Below are 26,677 nucleotides of genomic sequence, written 5' to 3'. Positions count from 1 at the left end.
GTCAGGCCTTTCGCGGGGATTGCGGAAGTTGCGATGATGCCGGCCGGGATCCGGCAAACCTGTCGGGCCGGAAGGCTTCGAGCGGGATGGCGGGCATGCGGTGGGCGAGGAGGTCGGCGACGAGCCGCCCCGTGCCGGCCGACTGCGTCAGGCCGAGATGGCCATGCCCGAAGGCGTAGACAATTCGGGCGCTGACCTTCGAGCGGCCGATCACCGGCAACGAGTCCGGCATCGACGGCCTAAAACCCATCCACTCCCGCCCACCCTCGGTCTGCAGGCCGGGCAGGAAGGCTTTGGCCTTGTCCAGCATCGCCTTCGCGCGCCTGAAGTTCGGCGGCAGGTCGAGGCCGCCAAGCTCGACGGCGCCGCCGACGCGGATGCCGGTCGAGAGCGCCGAGACGACGAAGCCGTGGCCGCCGAAAACGATCTGGCGCTTCAGGTCGAAGGCCCCCGGCGGCAAAGTCGTGTTGTAGCCGCGTTCGGTCTCGAGCGGCACGTCGTCGCCGAGCTTTTCCGCCAGCGGCTTCGACCAGGCACCGGCGGCGATGACCGCCTCCCTGGCGTGGAGCGTCGCACCGCCCTGGAAGCGCACGAGGATGGTGTCGCCGGCCGGTTCGACCGCCTCGACGACCCCGCGCCGGAATGTTCCGCCCCGCTTCGTCACGCGGTCGTAGAGGGCGAGGGCGAATTCCCTGGGATCGCTGACGCTCTGCCATTCCGGAACGAAGGTGCCATGTGTGAACCGCGGCGCCAGTCCCTTCTGCAGCGCGTCGATGCCGTCACGCTGGACATGTCGGAAGACGATGCCCTCGCGCTGGCGCGCCTGCCATCCGGGCAGGGCCGCCTGCCATTGGCCGGCGCCCTCGTAGACTTCCAGGCAGCCGTCGGAGCGGACCATTTCCGTCATCCCGGCGCTGTCGACAAGGAGGTTCATCTCGTTGCGAGCAACCCGCATCAGCGCTACCTGCGCCCGCGTCGAGGCCTCGAAGGCGGCGGGTCGGCTCGCCTCCCAGAATCGCATCAGCCAAGGTGCGATCTTCAGCGCATAGGCCGGCCGAATGGAGAGCGGCCCGAGCGGATCGAGGAGCCAGAAGGGGGCCTTGCGCAAGATGCCGGGGGAGGCGAGCGGCAGGACGTCGGTGAAGGCCAGCGCCCCGGCATTGCCGGCGCTCGTCGCCTCCGCGGGTCCCGCCCTGTCGACGAGGACGACCGACTTCTGGTCGTCCTGGAGGAAGTAGGCGGCGGTGATGCCGATAATGCCGGCGCCGATCACCGCGACGTCGATGGGGTCGTCTCTGGTGCCGCTCACCGCCGTTTCTTCCTAGCCGAGCGCCGGCAAAGTCGGCCTCGTGGCAAGGGCCGCCGCGATGATCGTCTCGACGCGCGCCTTCTCCTCCCCGAAGAGCGGCATGCGCGGCGCGCGCACCCGGTCGTTGGAGCCGATGGCGTGAACTTCGGCGAGCTTGATGTTCTGGACCAGATAACGCGACACGTCGAGGTCGAGGAGGGGCCGGAACCAGCGGTAGATCGCCAGCGCCTCGGCGCTGCGCCCGTCGCGGATGAGGCGGTAGATCGCGACCGTCTCCCTCGGGAAGGCGCAGACAAGGCCGGCGACCCAGCCGACGGCGCCGACGCTCAGGGCCTCGAAAGCGAGGTTGTCGACCCCGGTGAGGATCCTGTAGCGCTCGCCGAGACGGTTGATGATCTCGGTGGTGCGGCGGATGTCGTCCGAGGACTCCTTGATCGCCTCGAAGCGGTTATCCCGTGCCAGTTCCTCCATGATCTCCGGCGTGACGTCGACCTTGTAGGCGACGCGGTTGGAATAGATGATCGCCGGAAGGTCCGCCGCCTCGACGACGGCGCGCAAGGTCGCGAGCGTTTCTTGCGCATTGGTATGGTAGACCAGACTCGGCACCACCATGAGGCCGTCCGCGCCGGCAGCCGCGGCAGCTTTGGCGATCTCGACGGATTCCGCCGTGGAAGCGGCGGCGACCGTCATGATAGCGGGTTTTGACCCGGTGACGGATTTCGCCGTCTTCAGAAGCGCGATCTTCTCCTCCAGCCGCAGCATCGGGCCTTCGCCGAGCGATCCGCAGACGATGATGCCGTCACAACCGGCTTCCATCTGCAGCGCATAGCAGCGCTCGTTCTCGGCGTGGTCGAGCCTGCCGTCTTCCTTGAACTTGGTCGTGACGGCGGGGATGACACCGGTCCACATGGGGCGTTCCTTCGAGGGGATGATCGGGGTGGGCAGGCTGAGGGATCAACAGCCGGTTCGGGAGAGGTCGAGCGGGTCGGCAGCGCTGCCGGCGATATAGTCCTGGATCTGCCGGACGATCTGGGCCGCATGCGCGCTTGCCAGCTGGTCCGCGGTGTCGGCGTCGCCGGCCTCGATCGCGGCGATCATCGCCTCGTGCTCCTCGACGTAGCGGTGCGGCAGGCGGTCGTCGAACGAGGCGTAGTAGAGACGCAGGATCCGGCGCCCCTCGTCGAGGAGGCGGGTGAAAAGGATCGTGAAGTACGGATTTCCGCCGAGATGGGCGATGGCGACGTGGAAATCGCGGTTTGCCTCGATCATGGCCAGCACGTCGCGCGCCTCGACCGCTTCGGCGAACGCCGACTGGTGCGCCCGAACCGTGTCGAGACCGTCGCGACAACGCCGCGCCGCGGAGCGGGTCGTCACCCGGTACATCAGCGTCAGCGCCTCGAAATAGGCCGGCAGGGTGGCAAAATCGATTGGCGCGACGATCGTCGAGCGGTTCGGCAAGGTGGCGGTCAATCCATCCGCAGCCAGTCGCATCAAAGCCTCGCGGACGGGCGTGCGTGACATGTCGAAGCGTTCCGACAGGCCAGCCTCGTCCAGCGGGCTTCCCGGCGGGAGCGACAGGTCCAGAATGTCGCGGCGAAGGCTGTCATAGACAAATTGCGCCCCGGATCCCCGGACGCGCAGGGCAGGGATCATCTCGTCGGGCAGCGATGGCCGCTGGTGGGGGAGATCTGACTTCGACACCACCCCAGCATACACCTGCCAATCGAGAATACAAACTGTCGACATGGCCGGCTTCGGCAGGAGTTCTCCGCCGGGACCGAATTTCGAGCACCTTGTGCTGGGCGACCCATCGCCGGTTTGTTGGGCCGAGCCGGATCTGGCGACATCCATGACCATTCTTGCGGTAATGACGCCATTGCCGGCTGTCGCGGCGAGTGAGGGCCCGGCGCGTGACCTGCCGTAGTTGGCTTATTCGTCGAGATCGGTGGATAAGATCATCCGGCTGGTGGATATGTCGCCACCGGCAGAAAGCTTGGCCGCGGATGGCGCTTTTGGTCGGGAAAGATGACACAATGCGCCCTGGTCCAGGCGCAAGGCCGACATCTAAGCCTAAGGCCTTGCTCAGGATGGCACCGTGCCGAACGGGCGATCACATCAACTGCGGACGGTTCGCGTCCTGAAACAAAAGACAAGTGATACAGTATGTCATCCGACCTCTCGCCATCGCTGACGGTCCTGCTTGTGGAGGACGAGGCTTTGATCCGAATGAACTGTGCCGACATGCTCCAGGACGCCGGCCACAACGTGATCGAGGCGTCCAGCGCCGAGGAGGCCTTGGCCATGCTGGACTCCGGATCAATCGACGTTCTTCTCACCGACGTGAACCTGCCGGGAATGTCAGGGACCGAACTGGCCGAGACGGCACGTCGATTGAAGCCGGACATCGGACTGGTCTTTGCAACGGGCGACTTCGAGGTGACCGGTGCTCCCGGCGCAGTCGTTCTCAACAAACCTTACCTGGCGGAGTCGTTGGAGGCAGCTGTGCTGGAAGCTGTTTCGACGAATAGATCGACCTAACTCGGTCTTCAGTCACGGGACTGGGACCATCGATCTTGCGCTATGGCGAGAAGCACCGATGCGGTAATTGGTCTGCATCATGCGGCACGATCGAGAAACTGCATCTGGACGACGACAACCCAGGACAGCACCTGCCGTGCTAGCTTGCCGACCTACCTCAGCCGCATCAGTCGCGCACCGATGATGCCATCGATGGTGCCAAGTGCGCCCATCATCGTGTCTATCCCGTCCTGCGCCATCCTGCTCGAAAGATCCGCCTCGATCATCCCCCAGAGCTGACGCACTTCCGTTTTCATGGCGTCGCCGGACGGCGTCAGCCGAACGAGCGTCAGGCGCGCGTCCCTCGGCGAGGGGATGCGATCGACCAGCCCCTTGGCACAAAGCCGATCCAGCATTTTCGAGACCGTCGAGGGTCGCACGCAAAGCTTTTCGGAAAGCGCCGATACCGACATGGGGCTGCCGTGCTCCAGCGACATCAGCAACTCGTCCTGTCCCTGGTGCAGACCGACTTCCGCCAGCTTGATCCCCATGAGAGCCCGCGTCGTCTTGGAGAGCGACAGCAGTGTCGGGATCAAGGGACCTGCAAGTTCGGCGACTGCAGAAGCATCACCAGGCTTCGGGGAGTTGGCATGGGCCTTGGTCGTCTCGATATACATGGTGCTATCTCTCAGAACAGAGTGATACCTTGGACTGTGCCGAAAATGTGCGACTGGCGGCGACGTGTTCCGCCAGTAGGGCGTGCCGATGGCATCGTCACTGGGCGAGTTGCGTCAGGATGTCGGTGGTTAACTTCCCTGCGGCCTAAAAGGGTCCAGTGGCAGGGTTATTTCTTGATCTTATCGGCTTGTGCTTCGGTCAGGAGGTCGCATGCCGGGATGTGGTCTCCACAGCCATCGGCAGAAGAAGGACGCCAGGCGGACCCCGAAACCGAAAAATCACAACACGCATGAAGAAATCAGACCGTGGGTGCCGGGTCACCAGACCCGCGGCGTGACATGACGCGGCCGGATCTGCGTCCCGTCGACGAACTTTTCCCTGCGCGACCGGGAGGTCCGAGGCCTCCAGACCTATTCCTCTTCGGCGATACCGAAGCGATGCAGTTTGAGGTAGAGCGCCTGGCGGCTGAGGCCGAGGACGCGAGCGGCCGAAGCGCGGTTGTTGCCGGTCAGCTTCAGGGCCGCCTCGATGCACATGCGCTCGATCACGTCGGTCGTATCGCGCACCATGTCCTTCATGGGAACGCGGCCGATCATCTCGACGAGGCTCTCGGCCGTCCGGGTCAGATCGCTGTTTCCCCGGCCGATGAGTTTTTCCTCCTGGCTGCGTGTCCGCAGGACCAAAGCGAAGCCCGGCTGTGCGCCCTCGGTGCGCGCCACCGCGGAAACCTCGACCTCGGTCGACTGGCCGTTGGCGCCCTTGACCGAGCCGGAGATCAGAGCGAGGCGACCATGCTGGCGCACATTGGCGAGCAGCAGGTCCTGCTCGATGCCGTTCCAGTTGAAGAAGTCCTCGAGGCCTTTCCCCACGGCATGGGCAGCCAGTGACAGACCAGCCAAAGCCAGGAAGGACTCGTTGGCCCACAGCACCTTGCCGGCGTTGTCGGTGATGAGAACAGCCTCGGCGGCATTGCGGACGAGGTCGCCGAAATGCGAGTCGGGTGCCGTGTCCCTGGCGCCCCCTGCGTCCGTAAGCCTCAGCAGAACGAGCTTCAGGTCGCCGGCCCTGAAGAGTTCCGCCGTCACGACAAGGTCGGCGCCCGACCGTGCTACAATGTTCAGCGAAACGGACGTTCCCGCGGCCAGAGCCTGCACCAGCATCGTCTTGACGTCGGCCTGACGGCTCTTGTCGAAAACGGCGGCAAGCCGCTTTCCGGCGAGATCGGACGGAGAGAGACCCAGGAGTTCCGCGGCGCGCGGATTGCCCTCGCGGATGCGGCCCTTGTCGACATCGGCGATGAGGATGGCGTCGCGCGCCGTCTCGAACAGTTGCCGATAATGCGCTTCGGCTTCTCGCTGGCGCCGGCTGTTCTGCTCCAGCGACTGGCGGTTGGCCCGAAGCCGGGTCTGCAGTTCCGCAACGGGTCGCAAGTCGCGCCCGACCAGGATGACCTGTCCATCCGGTCCGATCTGCATGGCCGAATACTGCATCGCCAGATCGCGCCCGCCGTCGAGCGTATGGCTGATGTCGAAGCGGCGTGAGGGCTTTCCTTCGCGCGCCGAGAGAAGCATCGTCCGCAGGGCTGCCTGGTTGTCGTGGCGCACGATCGCGGCGACCGGCTGTCCTCGCCACACGGCGATTGCCGATTCTTTGAGGTCGTGCATGTTGAGCGAGATGTCGTCGATGATGTCGTCGCCCCCGACCACCAGCGCCAGATCGGCCGACGCCGAGAGCAGGCTTGCCAGCATCCGCGGGTCGACGGCGGGAAGCTGAAGGTCGGTGGGGAGACTGGAGACCATGGAAGGGCCTGAGGTTCGGTGGGCTCGAAAGGCGGCGGTTGGAAGCTCACGTCATGCACGCAGGACGCAGGTGCAGCACGGCGGTCGGCGTCTCAGCCTGCTTTTCCTCTTTCCCGCATCGCTTGTCCAGCATTGCGTTGCCAGACTTGTCACGGGGGCGTTACACTGTTTCATGTCGTTCGATCCGAACACCGAGACATAGGGACGGAAATGCCAATGCCGAGGCCAGAGAGGAGTCTTGCTGTGACCGCAAGGCGGGGCGGCCTCGCCCACCGCGGCTCGGCGCGATCGGCGTGATGCTGACCCACCCCGTCGACATCAGCGCCTGCGACCGCGAACCGATCCACATCATCGGCGCGATCCAGCCGAATGGTGCCTTGATCGCCGTCGACGCGCCTACGGGCCGCATCGTTTTCGCCAGCGAGAACGCCGAGGACTATCTGGGGCGCCCCTATGGCGACCTGCTCGGCATGTCGCTGGTGGACCTCGTCGGCGAGGGTCAATGCGCCGCGCTCTGCAACGGCAGGCTCGAGCCCTCCCGGCCGGACCTCCTGCGTCCGCACTTTCTGCGGTTGGCCCGGCCCGACGGGACGGCCGGCGACCTCGAATGCTTTCCCCATATCCACGATGGCCGCCTGATCCTCGAATTCGTCACGCTCCGGGAGGCGCCGGCGGTGGTGTGGGAGGAGGATCTCGTTCGCCAGCGGATCATTTCCGACCTGATCCAGCCGGATACGCTGAGCGAACTCGCCCGCGTCGGGGCCGAGATCATTCGCGACGTCACGGGCTACGACCGCGTCATGATCTACCGGTTCGCCCCGGACCGGCACGGCGAAGTGATCGCCGAGAGCACGGTGCGCCCCGACACGTTTCTCGGCCTTCACTACCCCGCCGCCGATATTCCCGAGCCGGCCCGGCGACATTTCGTCCTGAACGTCATCCGGACCATTCCCGACATCGCGGCCCGTCCGGTTCCGATCATGATGCGGCCGGTCGCCGGTGCGCAGGGTAGCGCGCCGGGGGAAGGCCGGCCTCTCGACCTGACCTTCTCCAAGCTTCGCGCGGTGGCTCCGGTTCATATCGAGTATCTCGGCAATATGGGGGTGGGCGGCAGCACCTCGATCTCGCTCACGGCGAATGGCGAACTCTGGGGGCTCGTCGCCTGCCACCATTACGGCCCGCTGCATCTCTCCTGGAGCCGGCTGCGATTCTGCGAGCTTCTCGGCGGAACGATCTCGGCGCTGCTGCAGAGCCTCGAAAACCGGATCCAGCTGCGTGACGGCATCCGGGCGGAGAAGACCGCCTTCGCCATCGAACGCGAGGCCGGGCGGGGCAAGCCGCTGCGGGCCGTCATCGCCGACCAGGCGGATGCTCTGATGGAACAGGGAGGCGCAGACGGCATGCTGCTGCAACTCGGCGCAGAGACCCTCGAGCGTGGAATCGTTCCGGCATCGCCGTTCGATCCTGCGAGCCTTCGGACGGTGTCCGTCGACGGCATTGCGACGTCGGATCATCTCGCCGGCCTTTCGCCGGCAGTGCTCCCCGGCAGCGGCATAGCGGGCGCCGCGATGATGGATCTGTCGGAAGACGGGACGGACTGGCTCGTCCTCTTCCGGCAGGAATTCGAAGAGAGCATCTGCTGGGCCGGCAAGCCTGACAAGCGCGAGACGCTGCAGGGAGACGGAACGCTGCGCCTGTCGCCGCGCGGTTCTTTCGCGCTCTGGCGCGAGGAGCGTCGCGGGCGCAGCAAGCCTTTCACGGCTGGAGACGGCGAATTCCTGCGCATCGTCCGGCGTGCTTTGTTTGCCATGAACAGTCTCGATCGCGAGCGGGCCGCGGTCGTCGCGCGGGCGCTGTCCGAAGCCAAGGAGGCGCAACTGCGCCTCGCCTTGATGGACGCGGGTCACAGCCGGTCGATGGGGGAGCTGGCCTCGGCGCTGGCGCACGAATTGAACCAGCCGCTCTTTGCCGTCAGCAACTATGTGAACGCCTGTCGCCAAGAGCTGAGGAATTGCGGTGTCATCGTTCCCCCGGATGTCGGGGCCCTGATGGACGGCGCCGTCGCCGAGTCGTCGCGCGCCGCCGACCTGGTGCGCCGCCTGCGCAATCTCATCGGCCAGGGGGAGGTGACGCTGGACCCGTCCGATCTCAACGAGGTGATCCGGCGCGGGACAGACCTTGCCCTTGCCGCCGCGCGCAGCACGACGCCGACGGTCGTCTTCCAGCTGGCGCCCGATCTGCCGCTTCTGCGCATCGATGCCGTGCAGGTCGCGCAGGTTGTGCTCAATCTCGTGCGCAACAGCCTGGCCGCCATGGCCGACAGGGACGGCGGCGTGCTCACCCTCTCGTCCCGGCGCTTCGGGCCCTTCGTTGAGGTGGGAGTGCGCGATACGGGCGGTGGCATCGATCCGGCACTGCAGGCGACGCTGTTCGAGCCGTTCCACCGGTCGACCACCAGCGGCATGGGCATCGGGCTGTCGCTCTGTCGCTCCATCGTCGAGGCGCATGGCGGGCGGATCAAGGCACGGCCGGCGCCGGACGGCACCGAGATCGTCTTCACGCTGCGGGTCGCCGAGGAGGGGGATGATGGTTGAGGCCTGCCGTGTCCATGTCGTCGACGACGACGCCTCCGCGCGCCTTTCTCTCTGCGCCTTTCTGAAGGCTCACGGTTTCGAGGCCGTGGGTCACGCGACCGCCGAGGCCTTCCTGACGGACATGACGTCCGAAACCGGTCTCTGCGTCTTCGTCGATCTGCGCATGCCGGGTCTCGGTGGCCTGGAGCTTCAGAAGCTGATGCAGGACAGCGGGCGAACGCTGCCGGTGATCATTCTCACAGCCTATGGCGACATCCCGCAGGCTGTCGAAGCGGTCAAGCGCGGCGCGCTGGACTTCATCGAGAAGCCCGGAAACGAGACGCAGCTTCTGGCCGCGATCAGTGCCGCCGCGTCCCTCGCGGCGCATCGGCCACCGACGGCCGTGCCCCATCGGGTGGTCTCGCAGCGGCTGGCGCGGCTGACAGGCCGTGAGAAGGAGGTGCTCGATCACCTCGTCCTCGGCATGACCAGCAAGCACATCGCCGATCAGCTGGGCATCAGCCAACGCACGGTCGAGATCCACCGCTCGCGCATTCGCGAAAAGATGGAGGCACGCGGCCTCTCCGACCTGATCGGCATGATGCGGTGATCCCTTGTGCCATCGCGCCTGTTCCGTCGGTACGTATTTTCTACGTAGCGGTATTTCCGAGATAGAATATTCCAGGCGTGTCTTTGTAAGCTGTCGCAGAGGAAACAAATGCGATCAGGGCGCCGTAGAACGCTCGACGCATCACGAAAGGCTTAGTGCCTTGCCCATATTTCACTCATCCATCGACCAGGGAAATGCCGGCGTCTCGTTCGCCCCGAAGCGCTCCATCGAACTGACGCTCAACGAAGAAGTGCTGGCGGCCGTGGAAGGCTGGCGGCAGGCGCATGGCATGGCCGACCAGTCGCAGGCCCTAGGGGAACTTGTCGTTCTCGGTCTGATGAGCGAGATCGGCCGGATCTACCGGCTGGCCACGGGAGCCGCGGGCTCATCCGCGGACACGGCTCGCCGCGGTGCAGGCGACGGCGAGGCGGCAGCCGGGCCACCTTGGATGTAACTGCGGTTTGCGCGATGGACACGGTGCCTTGCCCCGGGCGTCCCAGCCCGCGGGGCCTTTCCTTCGGCTGGACATCCCATCCCACCTGACGTGTCACCGCAGGTGTGCTTCGGCCGAACGCCTGAAACGCGAGCGTGCACCGCAACGCGCGGCTCCTGGCAATGATGAACCGTCAGATTGATGAACCGTCGGATTTTCCCGGCATGCTGAACGGCTCGGGTGCCGTTTCGGCGTAACGTTCGGGGCGATCTGCCGAAATCCCCCCGAACGCGAAGTCGCAATTGTGCGCGCCGGATACCACGAAAAACCGGATCACACTATTTCGTCCGGTGCTCTCGATCCGTCGCCGCCTATGCCACCACGGCCTTCAGCCCGCGCATCGGCTTTTCCTGCGGTGCCTGCCGAAGGTCGAGAGCACCGATGGCCGTTGCGACGATGGCCGCGGCGTCGAGCCCGGCCGAGGCATACATCGCCGTCGACGTGTCATGGTCGATGAAGCGGTCGGGCAGGCAGAGGGTGCGGATGCGCAGTCCTTGATCGAGGACGCCTTGCGCGGCCAGAAGATGCAGCACGTGCGCGCCGAACCCGCCGGCCGCGCCTTCCTCGATGGTGACGACGACCTCGTGATGGCGGGCGAGCTGCAGGATCAGCGCCTTGTCGAGCGGCTTGGCGAAGCGCGCGTCGGCCACCGTGGTGGACAGGCCACGCGCGTCGAGCTCGTCTGCCGCTTTCAGGCACTCGCCGAGCCGGCCGCCGAGCGACAACAGCGCCACCTTGCTGCCCTGGCGAAGTACGCGGCCCTTGCCGAGCGTCAGCGCAACGCCCAGCTCGGGGAGAGGAACGCCGGATCCCTCGCCGCGCGGATAGCGGAAGGCCGACGGGCGATCGTCGAGCGCGGCGGCGGTCGCCACCATGTGGACGAGTTCGGCCTCGTCGGCAGCCGCCATCACCACGAAGCCGGGAAGATTGGCGAGGAATCCGATGTCGAAGGCGCCGGCATGGGTCGCACCATCCTCGCCGACGAGACCGGCCCGGTCGATGGCAAAGCGCACCGGCAGGCTCTGCAGGGCGACGTCGTGGACGATCTGGTCATAGCCGCGCTGGAGGAAGGTCGAATAGAGCGCGCAGAATGGCCGCATGCCGGCGGCGGCAAGGCCGGCGCAGAAGGTGACGGCATGTTGCTCGGCGATGCCGACATCGAAGAACCGGTCGGGAAAGCGCTTCTGGAAGGTGTCGAGCCCCGTTCCCGAAGCCATCGCCGCGGTCACCGCGACGATGCGCTCGTCGCTTTCCGCCTGCCGCAGCAGGCTGCCGGCGAACACGGCGGTAAAGGTCGGGGCCTTCGGCGCCGGCTTGTGCTGGCGGCCGGAAACGATGTCGAAGCGCGAGACGCCGTGGAACTTGTCGGCGGCCGCCTCGGCCGGCGCATAGCCCTTGCCCTTCTGCGTCAGGACATGGATCAGCACCGGGCCGTCGGCCCGCTCCCGCACCGTGCGCAGCACCGCGAGCAGTTGCTTGACGTCGTGACCGTCGACCGGCCCGACATAGGAGAAGCCGAGGTCCTCGAACAGCGAGCCGCCGATGACGAGATCCTTGACCAGCCCGCGGGCACGCACCGCGCCCTGGCGCAGGGGTGGCGGCAGGAGCGCCACGGCACCGCGGGCGAGCGCCTTGAAATCCTGGAACTTTCGCTCGGTGTAGAGTCGCATGAGGTGCTTCGACATCGCGCCGACCGGGGGCGATATCGACATCTCGTTGTCGTTGAGGATGACGATCAGGCGCTTGCCGAGATGGCCCGCATTGTTCATCGCCTCATAGGCCATGCCGGCGGACAGCGCGCCGTCGCCGATCACGCAGACGACGTCGCCGCCTTCTCCCTTGAGGTCGCGCGCCACCGCAAAGCCGAGTCCGGCGGAGATCGAGGTCGAGGCATGCGCGGCGCCGAAGGGGTCGAATTCGCTCTCGGAGCGCTTGGTGAAACCGGAGAGGCCGCCGCCCTGCCGCAGCGTGCGCATGCGCTCGCGCCGGCCGGTCAGGATCTTGTGCGGGTAGCACTGATGCCCGACGTCGAAGATCAGCGTGTCGCGCGGCGTGTCGAAGACCGCGTGCAGCGCGACCGTCAGCTCGACGACGCCGAGATTGGCGCCGAGATGCCCGCCCGTGACGGCGACCGTCGACAGGAGATCCTGGCGGACCTCGTCGCAGAGACGCCCGATCTCGCGCGTCGACAGGGCCTTCACGTCCGCGGGAGAGGAGATCCTGTCCAGGATGCCGCCGCCTGTGCGCTTCATGTGTCTCTCCCCCAATTCACCGGAGCCGGGTTTTCTGCGGGTGTTCAGCCGGCGCTCCGCACAGCCTTTCCCCGTCCCCGGCCAGATTTATCCCGACCATGCTTCACTCAGCGGCTCGGCCGCGCGACGACAGGCGTCGCCGGCCTGGCGCGCAGGCCGCTCCTACTGCGAAAACGACTTCACGTAGGCGACGACATCGGCGATCTCCTGCTCCTTCTTGAGACCGGGGAAAACCATCTTCGTCCCCGGGACCTTCTTCTTCGGATCGGCGAGCCAGGCGGAGAGCTCCGCCTCCGTCCAGACCAGCCCTCCCGTGCCGGCCGCGACCAGCGGCTTGGAATACTTGGTCTTGTACTCTTCCAGAGTGCCGGCCGTCCGGCCGACGACACCGTTCAAGTTTGGCCCGATAGCGCCCTTCTTTTCGCCGATGCCATGGCAGGTGGCGCATTTGCCGAACACCTTCTTGCCGGCATCGACATTGCCTTCTGCGCCGCTGGCGGCCGATGCCGCAAGGCTCAGGACACCGCCGAGAAAAACGATTTTCGTGAGGAATTTCATGCCTTCGCTCCCCGGGGCATTCAGCGCCCCGCCGCCTGAAGCTACGACGAACAGCCGATGTGTCAACATAAAAAACGTAAAATCTATTTGACACTTTGCGCCGGGTGCGCGAACCAGAAGGGGGGCGATCGCCCCTTCTGCCGGCCCGCCACGGCCGAGCCGGCACGCGCGGCGGCTCGTGGGGGTGCGGCATGGGACAAGCCTATCCATTTTCGGCCATTGTCGGCCAGGAGGAAATGAAGCGCGCTCTGCTTCTGGCCGCGATCGATCCGTCGATCGGCGGCATCCTCGTCTTCGGCGACCGCGGCACGGGCAAGACCACGGCCGTCCGCGGCCTTGCCGGCCTGCTTCCGCCGATGCGGGTCGCGAGCGACTGTCGCTTCAACTGCGAGCCGGGCGACACGGAGCACTATTGCCCCCGCTGCCGCGCCGAAACCGCGGTCGGCCGATCCTCCTCGCATATGGCGCCGGTCCCCGTGATCGACCTGCCGCTCGGCGCGACCGAAGATCGCGTCGCCGGGGCGCTCGATCTGGAAAAGGCGCTCGTCTCGGGCGAAAAGGCCTTCGAGCCGGGGCTTCTGGCCAGCGCGCATCGCGGCTTTCTCTACATCGACGAGGTCAATCTTCTCGAGGACCACCTCGTCGATCTCTTGCTCGACGTCGCGGCTTCGGGCGTCAACGTGATCGAGCGCGAGGGGCTCAGCATCCGCCACCCCGCGCGCTTCGTCCTCGTCGGCAGCGGCAATCCGGAAGAGGGCGATCTGCGCCCGCAGCTGCTCGACCGGTTCGGTCTCTCGGTCGAGGTGGCATCGCCGCGCGACATCGCCTCGCGGGTCGAAGTGGTCAAGCGGCGTGACGCCTTCGACAGGGATCAGCGCGGTTTTGCGGAAGCCTGGAAGCGGCACGATGCGGCCCTGCGCCGACGGATCGTCAAGGCGCGCCAGCGCCTCGGCGAAATCATCGTGCCCGATGCCGTGCTGGAGCGCGCGGCCGGCCTCTGCCTGTCGCTCGGGGTCGACGGCCTGCGCGGTGAACTCACCCTCATGCGCGCGGCGCGGGCGGCAACGGCCCTCGACGGCGGTGCGGCCGTGACGCTGGATGCGCTTGATGCCGTCGCGGTGTCGGCGCTGCGGCATCGGCTGCGCCGAGATCCCCTCGACGAGACGGGATCGGGCGCGCGGATCGAACGCGCCCTCGGCGAGTTGCAGGCGGCATGACCGAACGAGCCGATCCGCTCTCGGAAGCGCCGACGGCCTGGGGTGACGCGTTGCAGGCCGCCGCCATGCTCGCCGTCGATCCCGCGGGCCTTGGCGGCATCCATGTCCGCGCCCGGGCAGGACCGGTGCGGGACCGTTTCCTGCGCGAGATCTCCGCGCAGTTCGGTTCCGGCATCGCGACGCGGCGCATCGCCGCCGGTACGTCCGAGGCGCGCCTGACCGGCGGTCTCGACATCGGCGCGACGCTCGCCGCCGGCCGCAAGGTGGTGGAGACGGGCGTTCTTGCCGCCGCCGACGGCGGCCTGATCGTCCTTGCCATGGCCGAACGGCTGCCGTCGGCCAGCGCGGCGGTGATCGCGGCAGCGCTCGACGAGCGCCAGGTGCGGATCGAGCGCGACGGGCTTTCCGCCCGCCAGCCGGCCGGCTTCGCGCTGATCGCGCTCGACGAGGGTGTCGACGAAGACGAAAAACTGATCCCGCTCATTGCCGACCGGCTCGGTCTCAGCGTCGATCTCGGACCTGTCGGATGGCGCGAAAGCGAGCCCTTGACGTCTGGCAGGCCGGTCGCGGCAGCCAGGGCGCTTCTTCCGGCGGTGACGATGGACGAGGCGATGGTCGAGGCGCTCTGCGGCCTTGCGACATCCTTCGGCCGGATGTCGCTCCGCACCAGCCTGCATCTCTGTCGCGCGGCCCGTGCCGCGGCAGCTTTGGCCGGGCGGACCGAGGTCGCCGTCGAGGATGCGACGCTCGCCGCACGTCTGGTGCTCGGACTCGGGGCCGCGTCCGCTCCGCCAGCGGCTTCGGAGGACCGAGCGTCGGACCAGCCGGAGGACCCGCCGCCGCGCGCCGATGCGGCAGGTCCCGACGATACGGCAGGTGAAGAACCCCAACGCCCCGAGTCTCCCGACAGGCGCGAAGACGATCCCGCGTCCGACGAGCAGGAAGAGCCTGTCATGCCGACGGCCGAGCACCTGCAGCAGATGCTGATCGCCGCCGTCGCTGCCGCCTTGCCAGCCGACCTGCTTGCCGGTCAGGAGCGGTCCGCCGGTCGAAGCCGCGGCGAGGCCGGCAAGGCGGGTGCGGAGCGGCGCGGCGGCGCGCGAGGCCGTGCCTTCGGCATCGCCGACAAGCCGCCGCAGGGCCGCGCCCGGATCGATGTCCTGGCGACGCTGCGCCAGGCCGCGCCCTGGCAGCGCCTCCGCGGCCGGGAGATTCTCGTCGGGGCCGGGGCCGAGACGGGGGAACCCCCGCGGCAGCTGCAGGTGCGCGCCCAGGACTTCCGCTACATTCGCCGGCGCGAAAAGACCGGAACGACCGCGATCTTCGCCGTCGACGCCTCGGGCTCGACGGCGCTCGAACGGCTGGCCGAGACGAAGGGCGCGATCGAGCTCCTGCTTGCGCAATGCTATGTCAGGCGCGACAGCGTGGCGCTCGTCGCCTTTCGCGGCCGGCAGGCGGAGACGCTGCTCGAGCCGACACGCTCGCTCCTGCGGGCCAAGCGAAGCCTGTCGGCGCTGCCGGGCGGCGGTGGCACGCCCTTGCCGGGCGGCATCATCATGTCGCTGCGCCTGGCGCTTGCCGCGACCCGCCGCGGGCAGAGCGTGATCTCCGTCTTCCTTACCGATGGCCGCGGCAATGTCGCCCTCGACGGCAGCACGGAGCGCGCGCGGGTCGATGAGGATACGGGCCGGGCCGCGCGGCAGTTCCGCGGTGCCGGCATCCGCGCGCTTCTCATCGACACGGCGCAGCGGCCGCAGGCGCGGGCAGTGGAACTTGCCCGCGCGCTCGGTGCCGAATATCTCCCGCTGCCGCGCGCGGGGTCGGGTGCCATGGCGCGCGAGGTCGGTGCGCGGATGGAGACCTGACGCATGCTCGGCGAACCGCAAGTTCCCGTCTGGGCCCATGACGGCCGCGACTGGCCGAACCGCGCGCACAGCCGGTTCCTGCCGTCGGGCGGGCTCACCTGGCACGTGCAGGAAATGGGGCAGGGGCCGGCGCTGCTCCTCCTTCACGGCACCGGCGCGGCGACGCATTCCTTCCGGGATCTGGCACCGCTCCTGGCGCGGGAATTCCACGTGCTCCTGCTCGACCTTCCCGGTCACGGGTTCACGCAGCGGCCATCGCGCGATGGCCTGTCTCTGGACGGAATGGCGCGTCTCGTCGGCGGCGTGCTCGCCCGCATGGGCTTTGCGCCGCGCCTTGCCATCGGCCATTCGGCCGGGGCGGCGATCCTCGCCACCATGGCGCTGCAGGCGAGGATCCGGCCCGATGCCATCATCGCCCTCAACGGCGCGCTCCGCCCCATTCCCGGCGCGGCGCTGTTCTCGCCGCTGGCCAAGCTCCTGTTCCTGAACCCGCTGGCGCCGCGTTTCTTCGCCCACCGCGCCAGATCGCGCAGCGCGACGGCAAAGCTTCTCGCCGACACCGGTTCGATCATCGACTCCCGCGGCATCGACCTCTACGCCCGCCTGTTTTCCCGTCCCGGCCATGTGGCGGGAACGCTCGGCATGATGGCGCAATGGGATCTTGCCGGGCTCGAACGCCGGCTGGCGCGACTCGACCGGCCGCTTGTCCTCGTCACGGCAGACGGCGACAGGGCGGTGCCGCCCGGCGATGCCGAGTTGATCGCGGCCCGCACGCCTGCCGCCCGTGTCGTGGCGCTCGGCCATGGCGGGCACCTCGTGCATGAGGAGCAGCCGGCGGCCATCGCCGCGCTGGTGCTTCGGCTGGCCGGCGAATTCGGGATCCGTACGGACGTCGCGGCGTCCGGGGCCGATACCCGGTCGCTGGCAACCTCGGCATCGGCCTGACGCTCACGGGCTGCCCAGCAGCGGCGTCGCGCCGCGCGTCCACCGCGGCATCCTGAAGGGCAGGAGCGTCTGCACCCAGCGCGTGGCGAAGCGGTCGAGATCGACGGTTTCGTGGATCGCCCGGCGCTCGCCGCCATCCCCGGCGCAGCCGAGCATCGAGCGGCTGTAGAAGGGCGTGTCCTCCAGCGTGCGCAGGACGCGCGGCGGCGTGCCGCCCTCCGCTCCCGCCTCGCGCCCGACGCGCCAGCCGGTGCTCGGCAGCCTGTGGAGCGGCGCCGGCTCGATCGGGCGCGCACTGCCGTCGGCACCGTATTCGAGGGCAAGGCGCCGACGCTCGCCGCTACGGGCGACAACGTCGTAGCGGATCCGGGTCGTCCCGGCGCCGTCTTCCCGCGCCCAGCCCCAGCGATGAAACCCCGCCTCCAGCGGTTCGGCCCCGGCATTCATGTCGATGTAGGCGGAACCTTGCCAGCCCAGCGCCGGACGGTCGAAGGCGACCTCGGCCCGGCCGCAGGGCGCGATCGGGCGCCAGAGATGGCGGCGGGCCTCGTCGAGGCCGAACGACTCCGAAAAGATCGGGCCGGGCTCGACCGTGATGCGTCCGCGAAGGCGGCGCGGGATCGGCACGGTCCATTCGTCGATGTCGATGACGAGGCGGCCATCCTCCCACGAAAGGCTGCTCGGCCCGATGGCAAGTTGATGGGCCGTCCGTGCAATCTGCCCGCGCCCTCTTTCGGTGAGTGTCCAGTGCTTGCCGCCGGGCGTGTAGAGGATGGCGTTGATGCTGACATGGTCGAGCGGATCGGCCGGGCCGCGCCGGCGGGCCGCTGCGTAATAGGGCGAAAAGACGCTGCCGATGAAGGCGATGATCGTCAGGGCGTTGCGTCCGTCGTCGCTGATCGCATCGAGATACCACCAGACGTAGCCGCCTGCCGGGACGGTGCGGTCGAAGCCAGGTCCGCCATCAGCGAAACGGCTGCGTGGCGTCCCGAGAGTGCCGCCATCGGGATGCCAGGGCCCGGATGGACGGCACCGCCCGCGAGATAGAGGCCGGCGATCTTCGTCCGCGCGTTTGGGCGCTGGAAGGACGAGGCCCAGCCGCGCGACGCCCGGCCGTAGAGCGCGCCCCCCGTCCCTGGAAACATCGCCGCGAATTGCGTCGGTGTCGTCACCACCGGCGGCGTCAGCCCATCCGTCATCGTCAGGCCGGCGCGCGCCAGCCGTTCCATCACCCGTCTCTCGCATGATGCGATCTCCGCTTGGCTCAAGGGATTGCTGTCGCCGGTGGCTGGCGCATTGACGAGGAGGAACAGCCGCTCGGGCCCGTCGGGCGGCGGGCCGTTGGACGCGTCGCGGTCCTGCGCGCAGACGTAGATGGTCGGATCCTCGGGCAGGCGCTTGCGCACGAGGATGTCCTCGAACTCGCTGGCATAATCGCGGGAGAAGAAGACGGAATGGCGCGACAGCGGAAATCCGGATGCGCGCGCCCGAAGCGAAAAGGTCACGGCCGACAGCGACCGGTCGCGCTTCGGCCAGGAGGGCAGGGCCGTCCTGGCCGGGGCGCCGAGAAGGCCGGCGGAGAGGGCCGCCGGATCGCCGTTGAAGACGACGGCATCGGCCGGAAGATGCTCGCCGGAGTGCAGCCTTACGCCGGTCGTCCGTCCCTGGCCGAGGGTCAGTTCGGCCGCGTCGGTGCCATAGCGGAAGACGACGCCGCGCTCGGTCGCCAGGCGTTCCAGCGCCTCCGCAAGGCGCGACATGCCGCCCTCGACCAGCCAGACGCCGAGGCGTTCGACATGGGCGATGAGCATCAGCGGCCCTGGTGCGTGGAAGGGCGAGGCGCCGCAATAGGTGGCATAGCGCCCGAACAGCTGGCGCAGCCGCGGGTCCTTGAAGTAGCGGGCGATGACGGTGGACAGCGGCGTAAACGGCTGGATGCGCGACAGGGCGGCAAGCCCGCCGATGCCCGACGAGCGGGCAAGGCCGAGGGGGCTCGGCGCGGGATGCTCCATGAAGCTGCCGTTCAGCGTGTGGAACACTTCCTCGGTCCGCTCGCAGAAGGCCCGGTAGCCCTTGGCCTCTGCCGGTCCGGCGAGCCGTTCGACGGCCGCGACGGTCTCTTCGAGGTCGGCGTGGAGATCGAAGACCGATCCGTCATCGAAGGAATGACGCGCGAGGACGCCGGCCCTGGTCAGGCCGACATGATCCTCCAGCCTCGCGCCCGCCGCGGCGAAGATCGCCTCGAATACCCAGCGCATGGTGAAGATTGTCGGGCCGGAATCGATGCCCTGGCCGGCGACGTCGATCTCGCGCAGCTTTCCACCGGCGCGTTCGCCGCGCTCCACGACCGTCACCCGCAGGCCAGCCGCCCCAAGCAGCAGGGCGGAGACGAGCCCGCCGACGCCCGCGCCGACGACGACGACGTGACGGGAGGCGAGGGGCATTCGAAAGGGCGTCTCGGGGGTGCCGTGCACAGGCTTGTGTCCATTGTGATTTACATGCATCCTAGTCTACACAAATTGACACTGGGAGGAAGCGGCAATGCCGGGAGAGGATGCTTCAGCAAGAATCGAGGACGGTCTCCACCGCGCTCTGGCGCGGGTGACCGGTCCCGCGGCGCCGCCGCGCCTATCGTCAGCGCTTTGCCATGCGGTGTTTCCGGGCGGGCAGCGCATCCGGCCGCGGCTCTGCCTCTCCGTTGCTGCGGCCTGCGGCGACGACCAGCCCGTCGTCGCGACCGCGGCGGCGGCGGCGATCGAGCTCCTGCACTGCGCCTCGCTGGTGCATGACGACATGCCCTGCTTCGACAATGCGGCGTTGCGCCGGGGGCGGCCCTCGGTGCACGCGGCTTTTGGCGAGCCGCTGGCGCTTCTGGCCGGCGACGGCCTGATCATGCTCGCCTTCGAGACCGCCGCCATGGCCGCGGTCGCCGATCCCCTGCGCGCGGCCAGCCTGTCGCTGATCATCGCACGGGCCGTCGGCATGCCGCACGGCATCGTCGCGGGCCAGGGCTGGGAGAGCGAGGCGGATCCCGATCTGGTTCTCTACCAGCGCGCCAAGACCGGCGCGCTGTTTGCCGGGGCGGCGATGGCGGGGGCGGCTGCGGCGGGTTGCGCCGCCGAGCCCTGGGGCACGCTCGGCCATCGTCTCGGCGAAGCCTATCAGGTCGCCGACGACATCAGCGACGTCGTCGGCGATGCCCGCGCGCTCGGCAAGCCGGTCGGCCAGGACGCGGTGCTCGGGCGGCCGAACGCGGTGCACGAACTCGGCATCACCGGCGCGGCGCGGCGGCTGATGGCGCTCGTCGAGGAGGCGGCCGCGCATGTGCCGGACTGCCCGGGCGCTGATGCTCTGCGGGCGCAGATCCTTGCCCAGGCCAGCCGGTTCCTGCCGAAGGAAGCCGCGCAGCACGCGGCCTGACGGGGGTGACGGCCGAGCCTCTCCTCGACGGTACGCCGGCAGCGCCGAGGATGTCCGGCTGGCTCGACCGGCTGCGCGACCTGCGCAACCGCAAGGTCGCCGATCCCGCCTTCCGCCGGTGGGCCGCCCGCTTCCCGCTGACGCGCCTGTTCGCCCGGCGGCAGGCCGCGGCGCTGTTCGATCTCACGGCCGGCTTCGTCTATTCGCAGATCCTGCGCGCCTGCGTCGAGGTGGAGCTGTTCGGCCTCCTTGCACCCGGTCCGCTGGCGCCCGAGGTGATCGCCGCGCGCATCGGCCTGTCGCGGGAGGCCACGCTCAGGCTGCTGCGTGCCGCTTCATCGCTCGACCTCGTCGAGCCGCGGCGGGACGGGTGCTTCGCCCTCGGCCCGCTCGGCGCCGCCATGGTCGCCAATCCCGGCGTCGCGGCCATGATCCGGCATCACGACATGCTCTATCGCGATCTGGAAGATCCGGTGGCGCTTCTGGCCGGAAGATTTCAGCCCGAGTTGAACCGTTTTTGGGCGTATGCCGGAGACCGCGGCGGTGATGTTCGTCTACCCGGCCCGGCCGACCATGCCGATTCGCTCGGCCATGCCGGCTACACCGCCTTGATGGCGGCGTCGCAGGCTTTCGTCGCCGCCGAGATCCTCGACGCCTATCCGCTGGGCCGGCACCGTCACATCCTCGATGTCGGCGGGGGCGACGCTTCCTTCCTGATCGCGGCGGGGGCGCATGCGCCGCAACTGGCGCTGTCGCTGTTCGAACTGCCGGAAGTCGCGGGAATCGCCCGCGAACGCCTTGCCGCAGCGGGGCTCGGCCGGCGTTCGACGGTCATCGGAGGAAGTTTTCTGGCCGACCCGTTGCCTGGCGGCGCGGACCTCGTGACGCTGAACCGCATCCTCCACGATCATAACGACGACGAGGTGCTGACCCTTCTCAGGGCCGTCCGCCGGGCCATCGCGCCGGGTGGGACGCTTCTCGTTGCCGAACCGATGGCGGGCACGCAAGGGGCACGGGCCAGCGGCGACGCCTATTTCGGCTTCTACCTCCTCGCCATGGGTCAGGGACGTCCGCGAACGCTCGAAGAAATCTCCGCCATGCTGGCGGTCGCCGGTTTCGAACACGTCACCGCATGGCCGACCCACACGCCGTTGATCGCCCGTCTGCTGACGGCAAAACCGCGCTGCAGCGGCCCGTTCTGATCCCGCTGTTGTGAAAAGTGTATAATCTATTTGACAACTGATACCGTAAATATAATCTGACAGTCGCCGCTGCAGCCCTCGTCTCTGGTGATGGTTCGGAGGCGGTGGCCAGCGAGAAAGGGAGGGACGGCGCGATGAAGGCCTGGGCGATCATCCTTGAAGCACCCCGCCAGCTCGCCCTTTCCGAGCTTGGACTGAACGACCCCCAAGCGGGCGACGTCGTCGTCGACATGGAATGGACGGGGATTTCGACCGGCACGGAAAAGCTTCTGTGGTCGGGGGCGATGCCGCCCTTTCCAGGCTTCAGCTATCCGCTGGTTCCAGGCTACGAGTCGATCGGCCGGATCGTCGAGGCCGGACGCGAGTCGGGCAGGCGGGTCGGCGAACGGGTCTTCGTGCCCGGTGCCAATTGCTATCGCGAGGCGCGGGGCCTTTTTGGCGGCGCGGCGTCTCGCGTGGTCGTCGCCGGTGCCAAGGCGATGCCGGTCGACGAGAGCCTCGGCGAGCGGGCCATCCTGATGGCGCTCGCGGCCACCGCCCATCACGCCGTCTGTCCCGACACGCGCAAGGCGCCCGAACTGATCGTCGGCCATGGCGTGCTCGGCCGCCTCATTGCCCGGATCGTCGTTGCCGGAGGCGGCGAGCCGACTGTTTGGGAGAACAATCCCGCGCGGCGCGGCGGCGGCGAGGGCTACCGCGTGATCGCGCCGGAGGGCGACGATCGCCGCGATTACCGCCGGATCTGCGACGTCAGCGGCGACGGCACCATCCTCGACAGCCTGGTCCAGCGCCTCGCGCCGGGCGGCGAGATCGTGCTCGCCGGCTTCTACGACCGGCTCTCCTTTGCTTTTCCGCCGGCCTTCATGCGCGAGGCGTCCATCCGCGTCGCGGCGGAGTTCCGGCGCAACGACCTGGTGGCGGTGGGCGAGCTCCTGTCGGCCGGGCGGCTGTCGCTCGACGGCTTCATCACCCACACCCATTCGCCCGATCAATACGAGGCCGCCTACACCACGGCCTTCACCGATCCGGCCTGCCTGAAAATGGTGCTCGACTGGAGAAAAGCGGCATGAACGCGCTGACGAAGACGCCGGAAGGCGGGCTCCAGGCCCTCGTCGACAGTGTCCGGGCGGAGGCGGCGTTCGAGCCGGACGCCGTGCCGACGGGCGAGGCGAAAAAGGAAACGCAGATCATCGCGATCTACGGCAAGGGCGGCATCGGCAAGAGCTTCACCCTCGCCAACCTCTCGCACATGATGGCGCAGCAGGGAAAACGTGTCCTTCTCATCGGCTGCGACCCGAAGAGCGACACCACATCGCTGCTCTTCGGCGGCAGGGCCTGCCCGACCATCATCGAGACCTCGTCGCGCAAGAAGGCGGCGGGCGAGGAAGTCGAGATCGGCGACGTCTGCTTCAAGAAGGGCGGCGTCTTCGCCATGGAGCTCGGCGGGCCGGAGGTCGGCCGCGGTTGCGGCGGTCGCGGCATCATCCACGGCTTCGAGCTCCTGGAGAAGCTCGGCTTTCACGACTGGGGCTTCGACTACGTCCTCCTCGACTTTCTCGGCGACGTCGTCTGCGGCGGCTTCGGTCTGCCGATCGCCCGCGACATGTGCCAGAAGGTCATCGTCGTCGGTTCCAACGACCTGCAGTCGCTCTACGTCGCCAACAATGTCTGCTCGGCGGTCGACTATTTCCGCAAGCTCGGCGGCAATGTCGGCATCGCCGGCATGGTCATCAACAAGGACGACGGCACGGGAGAGGCCGCGGCCTTCGCCGCCGCCGTCGGCATCCCCGTGCTCGCGGCCATTCCCGCCGACGACGACATTCGCCGCAAAAGCGCCAACTACCAGATCATCGGCGAACCCGGCACGCGCTGGGGACCTCTGTTCGAGGAACTGGCGGAGAACGTCGCGACCTCGCTGCCGCAGCGCCCGACACCGCTGACTCAGGACGAGTTGCTCGGTCTCTTCTCCTGCGACCAGACCGGCGGCAACGTCGTGCTCGAGCCGGCGAGCCAGGCCGACATGCGCGGCGGCATCGTCGTCGCCAAGCCGTCCCTCGAAGTCGTCTACGACGCGGTCTGAGACGATGAACCAGCGCCCCACCATTCCCCACAGAGATCCGCCCCCGCAGGAAGTCGTCTACGACCGCGCCGGGTTGGCCGCGATCGACGAGGCGACGGACAAGAGCTTGAGCACGGCGCCGGGTTTGGACGGCGGGCGCGCGGTCGTTTCGCAGGAAGCCGCCGCGCCGACGATGCCGGAGGCCTCGGGCTGTCACGGCGGCAAGGCGGAGCTGACGCGCGCGGCCGAGGCCGCGGGCAATGGCGAGCTTCTGCAGACGCTGCGCACCGATTATCCGCTCGGGCCGCACGACCAGCCGCAGTCGATGTGCCCGGCCTTCGGCTCGCTTCGGGTGGGTCTGCGCATGCGACGGACGGCGACCGTGCTCTCGGGCTCGGCCTGCTGCGTCTACGGCCTGACATTCACCTCGCACTTCTACGGCGCCAAGCGCACCGTCGGCTACGTGCCTTTCAGTTCCGAGACGCTCGTCACCGGCAAGCTCTACGAGGACATCCGCGACGCGGTCCATCTCCTCGCCGATCCCGCGCTCTACGACACGATCATCGTCACCAATCTCTGCGTGCCCACCGCGTCCGGCGTACCCCTCCGGGCGCTGCCGAAGGAGATCAACGGCGTGCGCGTCATCGGCATCGACGTTCCCGGTTTCGGCGTGCCGACCCATGCCGAGGCAAAGGACGTCCTCGCCGGCGCCATGCTCGCCTATGCCCGCAACGAGGTCGCGGCCGGCCCGGTGCCCGAGCCGCGCGGCGGTCGGTCCGGCCTGCCGACAGTGACGCTCCTCGGCGAGATCTTTCCGGCCGATCCGGTCACCATCGGCCGCATGCTCGAGCCGATGGGGCTGGCCGCCGGGCCCGTCGTGCCGACGCGCGAATGGCGCGAGCTTTATGCCGCGCTCGACTGCGCCGTCGTCGCGGCGCTGCACCCCTTCTACACGGCGAGCGTCCGCGAGTTCCAGGCGGCCGGCCGCAGCGTCATTGGCTCGGCACCGGTCGGCGTCGAGGGAACTTCCGCCTGGCTCGACGCGATCGGCGCGGCCTGCAACATTTCGGCCGCCAAGGTGGACGCCGCCAAGGCGCCGATCCTCGACGCGACGCGCGCGGCCCTTGCCGCCGCACCGATCACCGCGCGCATCACCCTGTCAGGCTACGAGGGCTCGGAGCTGATCGTCGGTCGCCTCCTGAAGGAGTCCGGGGCGGACCTGCGCTATGTCGGTACTGCCTGCCCGAAGACGCGGTGGAACGAGGAGGACGCCGCCTGGCTCGACGCCCACGGCGTCCACGTCGAGTTCCGGGCGTCGCTGGAAAAGGACATCGCCGCCGTCGACAGTTTTGCCCCGCAGCTCGCCATCGGCACGACGCCGGTGGTCCAGCACGCCAAGCAGAAGAGCATCCCGTCGCTCTACTTCACCAATCTGATCTCCGCCCGTCCGCTGATGGGCCCTGCCGGCGCGGGCTCGCTGGCCGCCGTGATCAATGCGGCGGTGGGCAACCAGAAGCGCTTCGACACCATGACTGCCTTCTTCGAGGGCGTCGGTGCCGGTCACACCTCGGGAATCTGGCCCGACGCGATGCGCCTTCCGGCAGAGCCATCGGCGGCCAAGGCGCCGCTGGTGGCGGCAAAGGCCTCCGTTTCGATGGAGGACTTCTGATGCTCGTCCTCGATCACGATCGCGCCGGCGGATACTGGGGGGCGGTCTATGTCTTCACCGCGGTGAAGGGACTGCAGGTCATCATCGACGGACCGGTGGGTTGCGAGAACCTGCCGGTGACCTCGGTCCTGCATTACACCGACGCCCTGCCACCGCACGAATTGCCGATCGTCGTCACGGGTCTGGGCGAAGAGGAGCTGGGACAGACGGGCACGGAACAGGCGATGAAGCGGGCGCACGCGGTGCTCGACCCGCAGAAGCCGAGCGTCGTCGTCACCGGCTCGATCGCCGAGATGATCGGTGGCGGCGTGACGCCCGAAGGCACGCGCATCATGCGCTTCCTGCCGCGCACCATCGACGAGGACCAGTGGCAGACCGCGGACCGGGCGCTGTCCTGGCTGTGGAAGGAGTTCGGCCAGAAGAAGCCGAAGCGGCCCGTCATCAAGACGCCGAAGGCGCAAGCGCAAGTCAGTGAACCGACGGCACGAAAACCCCGCGTGAACATCGTCGGGGCGATCTACGGCACCTTCAACATGCCGTCGGACCTCGCCGAAATCCGGCGTCTGGTCGAAGGGATCGGTTGCGAGGTCAATCTCGTCTTTCCGCTCGGCACCGACATCGCCGATATCGGCAAGCTCGCCGATGCCGAGGTCAACATCTGCCTCTACCGCGAGTTCGGCCGGAAACTCTGCGAGGCGCTGGACAAGCCCTATCTGCAGGCGCCGATCGGGCTGCATTCGACGACCGCCTTCCTGCGGCGGCTGGGAGAGCTGACGGGCGTCGATCCCGAACCCTTCATCGCCCGGGAGAAGATGACGACGATCAAGCCGCTCTGGGATCTCTGGCGCTCGGTGACGCAGGATTTCTTCGCGACGGCGAGCTTCGGCATCGTCGCCAGCGAGACCTACGCGCGGGGGATCCGGAACTTCCTCGAAGAGGACATGGGTTTCCCCTGCGCCTTCGCGATCGCCCGGCGCGCCGGCGAGAAGACCGACAACGACGCGGTTCGCAAGGCCGTGCAGAGCAAGGCGCCGCTGGTGCTGTTCGGCTCGTTCAACGAGCGCATGTATGCCGCCGAGGCCGGCGGGCGCTCTTCCTATATCCCGGCGTCCTTTCCCGGCGCCATCATCCGGCGCCACACCGGCACGCCCTTCATGGGATTTTCCGGCGCCACCTACATCGTCCAGGAAGTCTGCAACGCGCTGTTCGACGCTTTGTTCAGGATCCTGCCGCTGGCGGCCGAGCTCGACAAGGTCGAGCCGACGGCGAGCCGGTTGCACCGTGAACTGCCCTGGGATGCCGATGCGCTGGCGCTGATGGATGCCGAAGTCGAGGCGCAGCCGGTGCTGGTCAGGATTTCCGCCGCCAAGAGGCTGCGCGACCTCGTCGAGGACGAGACGCGCCGGTCCGGCGAGGGACGGGTGAGCGCCTCGCGCGTCGCCCGATTATTGCAGCGATCGCCGGAACCGGCCTGACGCGCAAACACGCGCGGGTCCGGGGAAGGCATGATG

Annotated in this window: 22 protein-coding genes; 13 read left to right on the top strand and 9 right to left on the bottom strand. The window is 68.0% G+C overall.

What is annotated here, in order from left to right; translation table 11 throughout:
• Position 1: 1 nt before the first annotated feature.
• From Sa4125_RS13970 to Sa4125_RS13960, 3 genes are read right to left on the bottom strand one after another with little or no spacing between them, the layout of a single operon-like run.
• Positions 2-1,309, bottom strand: coding sequence for an FAD-dependent oxidoreductase (locus Sa4125_RS13970; RefSeq protein WP_223998668.1), 1,308 nt, complete (start codon positions 1,307-1,309; stop codon positions 2-4).
• Between the two features lie 12 nt (positions 1,310-1,321).
• Positions 1,322-2,218, bottom strand: coding sequence for a dihydrodipicolinate synthase family protein (locus Sa4125_RS13965; protein ID WP_223998666.1), 897 nt, complete (start codon positions 2,216-2,218; stop codon positions 1,322-1,324).
• A 45-nt stretch (positions 2,219-2,263) separates the two neighbouring features.
• Entirely contained in the window at positions 2,264-2,962 is a 699-nt protein-coding gene (locus Sa4125_RS13960; protein WP_224007810.1) for a GntR family transcriptional regulator, read from the bottom strand.
• Positions 2,963-3,472: 510 nt separating this feature from the next.
• Between Sa4125_RS13960 and Sa4125_RS13955 the strand changes: the two genes are divergently transcribed.
• Positions 3,473-3,847: a response regulator gene (locus tag Sa4125_RS13955; protein ID WP_223998664.1), complete on the top strand. Its 375-nt coding sequence runs from the start codon at positions 3,473-3,475 to the stop codon at positions 3,845-3,847.
• Positions 3,848-3,999: 152 nt separating this feature from the next.
• On the opposite strand, the gene Sa4125_RS13950 is transcribed toward Sa4125_RS13955, so the two are convergent.
• Together Sa4125_RS13950 and ppsR are read right to left on the bottom strand one after the other, a co-directional pair.
• Positions 4,000-4,503, bottom strand: coding sequence for a MarR family transcriptional regulator (locus Sa4125_RS13950; RefSeq protein ID WP_223998657.1), 504 nt, complete (start codon positions 4,501-4,503; stop codon positions 4,000-4,002).
• 411 nt (positions 4,504-4,914) lie between these two features.
• The gene (gene ppsR / locus Sa4125_RS13945) at positions 4,915-6,303 is read right to left on the bottom strand and encodes a transcriptional regulator PpsR (RefSeq protein ID WP_223998655.1); all 1,389 of its coding nucleotides are present in this window, start codon (positions 6,301-6,303) and stop codon (positions 4,915-4,917) included.
• Between the two features lie 296 nt (positions 6,304-6,599).
• Here ppsR and Sa4125_RS13940 point away from each other — a divergent pair, with 296 nt between their 5' ends.
• The 3 genes from Sa4125_RS13940 (at position 6,600) to Sa4125_RS13930 (ending at position 9,940) form a co-directional block, all read left to right on the top strand.
• Entirely contained in the window at positions 6,600-8,897 is a 2,298-nt protein-coding gene (locus Sa4125_RS13940) for an ATP-binding protein (RefSeq protein WP_223998653.1), read from the top strand.
• Positions 8,890-9,486, top strand: coding sequence for a response regulator (locus Sa4125_RS13935; protein WP_223998652.1), 597 nt, complete (start codon positions 8,890-8,892; stop codon positions 9,484-9,486). Before Sa4125_RS13940 ends, Sa4125_RS13935 begins: the two co-directional genes overlap by 8 nt.
• A 160-nt stretch (positions 9,487-9,646) precedes the next feature.
• Positions 9,647-9,940, top strand: coding sequence for a hypothetical protein (locus Sa4125_RS13930; RefSeq protein ID WP_223998651.1), 294 nt, complete (start codon positions 9,647-9,649; stop codon positions 9,938-9,940).
• Positions 9,941-10,290: 350 nt separating this feature from the next.
• Here the strand turns inward: Sa4125_RS13930 and dxs are convergent, their stop codons facing one another.
• A complete protein-coding gene (gene dxs / locus Sa4125_RS13925) occupies positions 10,291-12,231 on the bottom strand; it encodes a 1-deoxy-D-xylulose-5-phosphate synthase (RefSeq protein ID WP_223998650.1) in 1,941 nt (646 codons plus the stop codon).
• A 162-nt stretch (positions 12,232-12,393) separates the two neighbouring features.
• Positions 12,394-12,999, bottom strand: a complete 606-nt coding sequence (locus tag Sa4125_RS13920) for a cytochrome c family protein (RefSeq protein WP_223998649.1) — start codon at positions 12,997-12,999, stop codon at positions 12,394-12,396.
• Here Sa4125_RS13920 and bchI point away from each other — a divergent pair.
• Genes bchI through bchO form a run of 3 tightly spaced genes read left to right on the top strand, consistent with a single transcriptional unit; the run spans position 12,981 to position 16,816 of the window.
• Positions 12,981-14,006, top strand: a complete 1,026-nt coding sequence (gene bchI / locus Sa4125_RS13915; protein WP_223998648.1) for a magnesium chelatase ATPase subunit I — start codon at positions 12,981-12,983, stop codon at positions 14,004-14,006. The genes Sa4125_RS13920 and bchI overlap by 19 nt on opposite strands.
• Complete coding sequence (locus tag Sa4125_RS13910) at positions 14,003-15,871, top strand: magnesium chelatase subunit D (RefSeq protein ID WP_223998647.1); 1,869 nt, start codon at positions 14,003-14,005, stop codon at positions 15,869-15,871. The genes bchI and Sa4125_RS13910 overlap by 4 nt, the downstream gene beginning before the upstream one ends.
• Positions 15,872-15,874: 3 nt before the next feature.
• Complete coding sequence (gene bchO, locus Sa4125_RS13905; protein ID WP_223998646.1) at positions 15,875-16,816, top strand: alpha/beta fold hydrolase BchO; 942 nt, start codon at positions 15,875-15,877, stop codon at positions 16,814-16,816.
• A gap of 3 nt (positions 16,817-16,819) precedes the next feature.
• Here the strand turns inward: bchO and Sa4125_RS13900 are convergent, their stop codons facing one another.
• Together Sa4125_RS13900 and crtD are read right to left on the bottom strand one after the other, a co-directional pair.
• Positions 16,820-17,443, bottom strand: a complete 624-nt coding sequence (locus Sa4125_RS13900) for a hydratase (protein WP_223998645.1) — start codon at positions 17,441-17,443, stop codon at positions 16,820-16,822.
• A gap of 245 nt (positions 17,444-17,688) precedes the next feature.
• Positions 17,689-19,260: a 1-hydroxycarotenoid 3,4-desaturase CrtD gene (gene crtD / locus Sa4125_RS13895; protein ID WP_223998644.1), complete on the bottom strand. Its 1,572-nt coding sequence runs from the start codon at positions 19,258-19,260 to the stop codon at positions 17,689-17,691.
• 97 nt (positions 19,261-19,357) lie between these two features.
• Here crtD and Sa4125_RS13890 point away from each other — a divergent pair, with 97 nt between their 5' ends.
• The 6 genes from Sa4125_RS13890 (at position 19,358) to bchZ (ending at position 26,641) form a co-directional block, all read left to right on the top strand.
• Positions 19,358-20,236, top strand: coding sequence for a polyprenyl synthetase family protein (locus Sa4125_RS13890; RefSeq protein ID WP_223998643.1), 879 nt, complete (start codon positions 19,358-19,360; stop codon positions 20,234-20,236).
• Positions 20,237-20,241: 5 nt separating this feature from the next.
• Positions 20,242-21,438: an acetylserotonin O-methyltransferase gene (locus tag Sa4125_RS13885; protein ID WP_223998642.1), complete on the top strand. Its 1,197-nt coding sequence runs from the start codon at positions 20,242-20,244 to the stop codon at positions 21,436-21,438.
• 134 nt (positions 21,439-21,572) lie between these two features.
• A complete protein-coding gene (gene bchC / locus Sa4125_RS13880) occupies positions 21,573-22,508 on the top strand; it encodes a chlorophyll synthesis pathway protein BchC (RefSeq protein ID WP_223998641.1) in 936 nt (311 codons plus the stop codon).
• Complete coding sequence (locus Sa4125_RS13875; RefSeq protein WP_223998640.1) at positions 22,505-23,518, top strand: chlorophyllide a reductase iron protein subunit X; 1,014 nt, start codon at positions 22,505-22,507, stop codon at positions 23,516-23,518. The genes bchC and Sa4125_RS13875 overlap by 4 nt, the downstream gene beginning before the upstream one ends.
• A 172-nt stretch (positions 23,519-23,690) precedes the next feature.
• On the top strand, positions 23,691-25,166 hold the full coding sequence (bchY, locus tag Sa4125_RS13870; protein WP_224007808.1) for a chlorophyllide a reductase subunit Y: 1,476 nt from the start codon (positions 23,691-23,693) through the stop codon (positions 25,164-25,166).
• Positions 25,166-26,641: a chlorophyllide a reductase subunit Z gene (bchZ, locus tag Sa4125_RS13865; RefSeq protein ID WP_223998639.1), complete on the top strand. Its 1,476-nt coding sequence runs from the start codon at positions 25,166-25,168 to the stop codon at positions 26,639-26,641. The genes bchY and bchZ overlap by 1 nt, the downstream gene beginning before the upstream one ends.
• Positions 26,642-26,677 lie beyond the last annotated feature (36 nt).

Source organism: Aureimonas sp. SA4125 (assembly GCF_019973775.1).
GTDB lineage: Bacteria > Pseudomonadota > Alphaproteobacteria > Rhizobiales > Rhizobiaceae > Plantimonas.
This window is presented reverse-complemented; position numbering and strand designations above follow the sequence as displayed.